At 67.4% G+C, this 6,548-nt stretch carries 5 protein-coding genes and 1 tRNA gene; 2 read left to right on the top strand and 4 right to left on the bottom strand.

The window, feature by feature from the left end:
* Both VEG08_15895 and VEG08_15900 read right to left on the bottom strand, forming a co-directional pair.
* Positions 1-633: response regulator (locus tag VEG08_15895; protein ID HXZ29478.1), on the bottom strand; the 633-nt coding region annotated here is incomplete at its 3' end.
* Entirely contained in the window at positions 630-1,742 is a 1,113-nt protein-coding gene (locus tag VEG08_15900; GenBank protein ID HXZ29479.1) for a histidine kinase, read from the bottom strand. The genes VEG08_15895 and VEG08_15900, both read right to left, overlap by 4 nt.
* Before the next feature lie 183 nt (positions 1,743-1,925).
* Here VEG08_15900 and VEG08_15905 point away from each other — a divergent pair, with 183 nt between their 5' ends.
* Positions 1,926-3,725 (top strand): FAD-binding protein, encoded by a 1,800-nt coding sequence (locus tag VEG08_15905; GenBank protein ID HXZ29480.1) that lies wholly within the window; start codon positions 1,926-1,928, stop codon positions 3,723-3,725.
* Between the two features lie 79 nt (positions 3,726-3,804).
* Positions 3,805-5,277 carry a glycosyltransferase family 39 protein gene (locus VEG08_15910; protein HXZ29481.1) on the top strand — a complete coding sequence of 491 codons (1,473 nt, stop codon included), beginning with the start codon at positions 3,805-3,807 and terminating at the stop codon, positions 5,275-5,277.
* Between the two features lie 49 nt (positions 5,278-5,326).
* On the opposite strand, the gene VEG08_15915 is transcribed toward VEG08_15910, so the two are convergent.
* Positions 5,327-6,355 carry a phytanoyl-CoA dioxygenase family protein gene (locus VEG08_15915; GenBank protein HXZ29482.1) on the bottom strand — a complete coding sequence of 343 codons (1,029 nt, stop codon included), beginning with the start codon at positions 6,353-6,355 and terminating at the stop codon, positions 5,327-5,329.
* Positions 6,356-6,378: 23 nt separating this feature from the next.
* Positions 6,379-6,454: transfer RNA gene (locus tag VEG08_15920), tRNA-Lys, on the bottom strand.
* Between the last annotated feature and the right edge of the window lie 94 nt (positions 6,455-6,548).

Consider the following 6,548-nt stretch of genomic DNA (forward strand, 5'->3'; position numbering starts at 1 on the left):
GGACTGGTTGAGGCGCAGGAACTGCGAACCCTCCAGCCGCTCCTCCAGGCTGTCGAGAGTGCCGCGCACGGTGTAGGTCTGGCTGCCCACGTGCAGGGTCAGGTAGTTGCGCTCCGACTGCGCCCAGTCGATCTTCTCCAGCGCAAGGAAGAAGGCGCGGTCCCTCTGCTTGACCAGGAGCTTGGCGGGCTGCCGGCGCCGGCGCGCCACCTCGTCGAGCAGGCGCGAAAGCTGGGCGCTGACCTCTCCGGCTTCGTCGCGGGCGAGGTGCTCTTTGGCGTCGGCCAGCACGCGCGCGAAGCGGGCCTGGTCGAAGGGCTTCAGCAGGTAGCCGAAGGCGTGGATCTCCAGGGCCTGGATGGCGTATTCGTCGTGCGCGGTGACGAAGACGATGCGCGGCATAGGGCCGGGCTCGAGCGCGCGCACCACCTCGAAGCCGTCCATGCCCGGCATCTGTACGTCCAGGAAGAGGAGGTCGGGACGCGATTGCCGGATGCCCGGCACGGCGTCAGGCCCGTTGGCGGCCTCGCCGACCAGCTCCATCTCCGGGTCCTGCTTGAGGAAGCGGATGATCTTGCGGCGGGCCGGGGCCTCGTCGTCGACCACGAAGGCGCGCAGGGGACGGGCGCTCATGCGCTGCGCAGCGGAAGACGCATGGTCACGGAGAGCCCGCCGGCGTTCTCCAGCAGCAACCGGTGCTCGGAACCGTAGAGACCTTCCAGCCGCTCCTCGGTGTTGGAGAGGCCCACGCCCTTGCGCCACTCGCCCTTCTCCAGGGCGCGGATGCCGGGGCCATTGTCGCGCACCTGCAGCACCAGGCTGCCGTTGTCGCGGAAGGCGCGGACGTGGACCTGGAGCGGCTCCGACTGCGGGCCGCGGGCGTGGCGGATGGAGTTCTCGACCAGCGGCTGCAGCACCAGTTGCGGCACCAGCGCCTGCGAGAGGGCGGGATCGACGGCGAAGTCCACGGTCAGGTCGTCGCCGAAGCGGGCCTCCATGATGGCGAGGTAGCTGCGCAGCAGCGCCAGTTCTTCTTCCAGGGGGATCTCCTGGGAGTGGCTGGCGGCCAGGGTGCGGCGCAGCAGGTCGCTGAGCTGCGCCAGCATGGTGTCGGCGCGGTCCACGTCCTCGTGCATGACCGAGGAAATGGTGTTGAGCGCGTTGAACAGAAAGTGCGGCTGCAGTTGCAGGCGGAGGTTCTGCAGTTGCGCCTCGGCCAGACGGGCCTCCAGCTCCGCCGTGGCGAGCTGGCGGCGGCGCGCCTCGCGGTAGAAGTCCACGAGATAGACCACAGCCAGGATCGCCCAGAAGGCCAGCACGTGGTTGCCGAACTCCATGGGATAGCGGTAGAGCATGACGCCGTAGTCGTACGGGCCGAGACCCAAGACGGGGGCCAGCAGGCTGCGGGTCACGGCCATCAGCGTGGTGTCGCAGACCGAGAAGCCGGCCATGATGAGCAGGTTCCAGGGGATGGTGCGCCACCAGTTGTGGCGGCGGATGCGCGCCCGCCGCACCAGCCAGAGCACCGCGGGAAACAGCAGGAAACCGCAGTAAACGCCGTCCATCTCCTCGAAGAGGCGGACGGAGAAGGTGTGCGGGTGGCCACGGGCGAGGTCGTCCAGGTAGCGGTACTGAAAGTTCAGCAAGCCGAGGACGGTGAACCCCAGGAAGAGGAGCGACCAAGTGGCGGCGCGGCTCATCCCGGCGTCGCGGCCGGCGGCGGATTGTCGTTCCGGCGGCACGAGATAGACAGTATCACGCAGCCCTGCGATTTTCCGCCCCAACGGAGCGACGTCTGGGCCCTGATGTCCCCGGCCGCGGCCCGCTTGTCCCACCGCGGTTGCCGATGCCGTCCCGTGTTGCTAGAAGTGCCCCAGGCCGCGACCAGAAGCCTAGCTCCGCGGCGTCAAAGGCAAGCTTCGACCATGATGCAGAGACGATCGTTCCTACGGTTATCCGGTCTCGCCGGACTGATGACACTCTGGCCGCGTTCCTTGTTTGCCGGCAAGCCATTCCGCCGCCGGCGGCCTTCGGATGCAGACTGGCCTTCCCCGGCGGCCTGGAAGCGGCTGCACGATGAGGTCGAGGGCCGGCTGATCCCGGTGGAGTTCCCGATCACGCCCTGTATGGCCGACGTGGACGGCGCCGCGTGTCAGGCCCTGCTCGCCAATGTCAAGAATCCGTACTACATCGGCGACCAGCCCGGCTTGACGCAGACCTTGGGATGGGTGGACGCCTGGTTCACCAAGCCAAGCGTCTACGCCGTGGCCGCGGAGAGCGCAAAGGACATCGCGGCGGCGGTCAACTTCGCGCGTGAAAACGATCTGCGCCTCGTGGTGAAAGGCGGCGGCCACAGTTATCAAGGCACCTCGAATGCGCCGGACTCCCTGCTGGTCTGGACCCGCCACATGCACGACATCGCCCTGCAGGAAGGGTTCGTCCCCCAAGGCTGCACCAGGACGCACCGGCCCCAGCGGGCGGTAACGTGCGGCGCGGGCGCCATCTGGATGCAGGCGTACGGCGCCGTGACCACCCGGGGCGGGGCGTACGTCCAAGGCGGAGGCTGCACGACGGTCGGCGTCGCGGGATTGGTGCAGAGCGGCGGCTTCGGGAATTTCTCCAAACGCTACGGGACGGCGGCGGGCAGCCTGCTGGAAGCGGAGGTGGTCACTGCCGATGGAAAGATCCGCATCGCCAATGCAGGCACGAACCCCGATCTGTTCTGGGCGCTCAAGGGAGGCGGGGGAGGCAGCTTCGGAGTGGTGAGCAAGGTCACCTTGCGCGTGCACGAGCTTCCGGAATCTCTCGGGGGCGCCTCCTTACAGATCCGGGCTTCTTCCGATGACACGTTTCGCCGGCTGCTCCGCCACTTTGTGGGCTTCTATCGCGAGCAACTCTTCAATCCGCACTGGGGCGAGCAGGTCTACGTGAGCCCGAGCAACCGGCTGGGCATCAGCATGGTGTCGCATGGTTTGAGCACCGACGAGGCGAAGAAGGTATGGCAGCCGTTCCTGGATTGGGTCGCGAGTCTCCCCGGCGCGTACACGATCGAAGGACAGCCGATCATCGGCAGCATTCCAGCGCAACGATGGTGGGATGTCGATTGGAGAAAGGATCACACGGAACAGGTGTTCTTCTCGGACCCGAGGCCCGGCGCGAGCAAGGAGAACGTGTGGTGGACGGGAGACACCGGCCAGGTGGCCTGGACCATCTACGGCTACGAATCGCTCTGGCTGCCGGCCTCCCTGTTGGAGGATGACTCCCAGGAGCGGTTGGCGGCGGCGCTGTTTGCCGGCTCGCGCTACCAGGCCATCGAGCTGCATTTCAACAAAGGCCTCGCGGGAGCCCCGCGCGAGGCGCAGGAAGCGGCGCGCGACACGGCCACCAATCCCGTCGTCTTGGACGCCTTTGCGCTGGCAATCGTGGCGGATGCGGGAGGCGGGTATCCCGGCGTCCGGGGCCACGAGCCGGACGTGGCCGCAGCACGGAAATCCCGCGAGCAGGTCCGACGCTGCATGAACGAGCTGCGCGCTCTGGCGCCTCATGGAGGAGCATACGTCTCCGAGAGCGATTTCTTCGAGGAGGATTGGAAGCACGTCTATTGGGGCGGTAACTACGCGCGCCTGGCGGCGGTGAAGAAGAGATACGACCCGGCTGGGTTGTTTTTTGTCCACCATGGCGTCGGCTCAGAGGAGTGGAGTGCGGATGGCTTCACGAGACTCTGAGCCAGGTCCGCGCGACGCGTCCACCGGAGCCAACCGCGACGCCTCCGAAGGCCTACCCCGGCTCGCCACGGTGGCCTTGATGGCGCTGTGTGCGGCGAAGCTGGGACTGCACCTGCTGACCAGTGTCCGCCACTACGGCTACTTTCGCGACGAGCTCTACTACCTGGACATGGCGCGGCACCTGGACTGGGGCTACGTGGATGCGGCACCGCTGATCGCGGTCTACGCCCGGGTGGCGCTGTGGTTGGGCGGGTCGCTGGCGGCGCTGCGCATCCTGCCGGCGCTGGCGGGGACGGCGCTGATCGCGCTCTCCATGCTGATCGCGCGCGAGTTGGGCGGGGGGCGCTATGCCCAACTGCTCACCGGGCTGGCCGTGCTGCTGGCGCCCGGCCGCCTGGTCACCGACAGCCTGCTGACCATGAACAGCTTCGAGCCGGTGTTCTGGATGGGCGGCGCGCTGGTGGTGGCGCGCATCTTGCGCACCGGCAACTCGCGCCTGTGGCCGTGGTTCGGGGTGCTGGCGGGGCTGGGCCTGGAGAACAAGCATTCCACGCTGTTCTTCGGTTTGGCGGTGACAGTGGCGCTGCTGCTCACGCCCCAGCGGCGGGAGTTCTGGAAACCCTGGATCTGGATCGCGGGCGCGATCGCGGTCGCGCTCTTCCTCCCCAATCTCATCTGGCAGGTGCGACATCACTTTCCTACTCTGGAGGACCTGGAGAACGTGCGGCGCGAGGGCAAGAACGTGGTGCTGCCACCGCTGGCTTTCGTCAAAGAGCAGATCCTGGCCAACGGCCCGGCCTTCCTGCCGGTGTGGCTGGCGGGGCTGGTGTGGTTGCTCTGGGAGCGCCGCTGGCGAGTGCTAGGCCTGACCTTCTTGGTCTTCTTCGTAGTCATGGAAGTGGGCCACGCCAAGGACTACTACCTCTTTCCCATCTACCCCATGATGTTCGCCGGGGGCGCGGTCGCGCTGGAGCGCTGGCTGCAGCCGTGGCGGCGCCTGCGTGTGGCGGTGACGGCGGTGCTGGTGCTGCTGAGCCTGCCGCTGATGCCGATCTCCACCTGGATGCTGCCGCCGGAGCGCGTGCTCGCCTACCAGGAATGGATCGGCATCAAACCTCCGAAGGCCGAGACCCACATGCAGTCGCTGCTGATGCAGCCCATAGCCGACCAGTTCGGGTGGGAGGAGATGGTGCAGGAGGTGGCGGCGATCTACGACTCGGTGCCGCCGGAGGAGCGCGCCCGGACCGGCATCCTCGCGGGGAACTACGGCGAAGCGGGCGCCATCAACCTTTTCGGGCCGCGGTACGGGCTGCCGCGCGCGTACTCGCGCCACCAGAACCATTGGTTCTGGGGCCCGCCCAGCGAGCACTACCAGAACCTGATCTTCCTGGAGTTCGATCTCGACACGGTGCGCGACAACTGCACCTCCTACCAAGCCTTCCCGCACTACAACCGCTGGGGCATGGGCGAGGAAAACACGCCCATCTATCTCTGCCGCGGGGTGAAGTTCGACCTGCAGAAGGTCTGGTGGCACTACCATCATTGGAACTAGCTCCGGCGCGCGGCGAGCGAGCGCTCGTTGTCCGGGAAGTGGGGCCGCTTCAGCGCCAGACCGGGTTCTGCTCCCAGTAGCTGGGGCGCAGGTTGATGTACTGCGCGAAGCGGGGGAGGCGGGCGCGATTGGGGCTGCTGCCGTGCGGCAGCGCGTGATGCCAGACGATCAGGTCCCCGGCTTTCCCGGCGATGGGAACGGCGTCGCGCGAGAGGTCCTGCTGGCGAGGGTCGCGGCCGGCGGGCAGACTTCCGAGCCAGCTCGCGATCCGGCGATGGAACCCGGGCACGCAGGTGAAGGCTCCCTGGTCGGCGGCGACGTCGGCGAGGTAGAGGATGCCCTGCGTCCCGAAGGGGATGGGCAGGGCCAGGCTGACGTCCCAGTGGAGGTTAGGCCCGGGGAATCTCCAGCCCTCCCGCTCCGGCGGGTTCATCCCGCTCTGGTCGGTCGTGACCCAGAGGTCGGTGCGATTCCACAACTGGGCGAAGGCAGAGTGGACGCGGGCCGACTGGCGGTTGGCTTCGAGGGCGGGATGATGCAGAAGCGGGATCCAGATGCTGTGGCCCTGGGACCCGCCATACCAGGTGTCGGGACGCTCCAGGTCCATTCCCAGGAACTCGCAGATGGCCTGGATGGCGGCGCGGCAGTTGGCCGCAGGAACCGCATCGTGGAGCACGATGTAGCCGTTTTCCTCCCATCCGGCCATCCCGGCGGGAGTGAAGACGAGGTCCTGCGGCAGGGGCGCCGGGCCGGACTTTCGTTCTTCGGCGAGCGCCCAGTTGAGGCGCTCCACCCGCGCGGGCTCGAGGGCGCCGCCGTTGCGTTCCAGGATCCAGCCCTCGAACTGCTCGAAGGATGGCTGCCGCTCGAAGAGGTACTGCAGGGCCTCGCGCAGGTTCAAGCCGAGCCCGCAAAGGAGGGTATTGTCCCGCACCCAGTCCTCGGACGGGATTGCGGCGTCTGCCTGGCCGAGGCGGTGGGCCAGCGTGCGCGACCACAGCCGCTTGAGGTGCAGGACGCCGAGCGCTCCGGTCTCGGCGGAGGCGGCCAGCGGCGGCGCGGCGGTCACAGGGGCCATAGAGTGGAGGCAGGAAATAGAGGTGGTGAGCGCGGCAGGATTCGAACCTGCGACCCATGCCTTAAAAGGGCATTGCTCTACCAGCTGAGCTACGCGCCCACGAGATTCACTCTAGCACAGGCGAAGCGCGGGGTTGGTAGCTAGTCGCTGGTAGCTGGTAGATGGTAGCTGGGTGAAGACTGTCGGCGAGGTC

This window comes from Terriglobales bacterium, from assembly GCA_035624475.1.
Classification (GTDB): Bacteria; Acidobacteriota; Terriglobia; order Terriglobales; family Acidobacteriaceae; genus DASPRL01.

Coding starts and splice junctions, on each gene's coding strand:
- VEG08_15905 (HXZ29480.1), top strand. CDS start 1,926: ATGATGCAGAGACGATCGTTCCTACGGTTATCCGGTCTCGCCGGACTG.
- VEG08_15910 (HXZ29481.1), top strand. CDS start 3,805: ATGGCGCTGTGTGCGGCGAAGCTGGGACTGCACCTGCTGACCAGTGTC.
- VEG08_15915 (HXZ29482.1), bottom strand. CDS start 6,355: ATGGCCCCTGTGACCGCCGCGCCGCCGCTGGCCGCCTCCGCCGAGACC.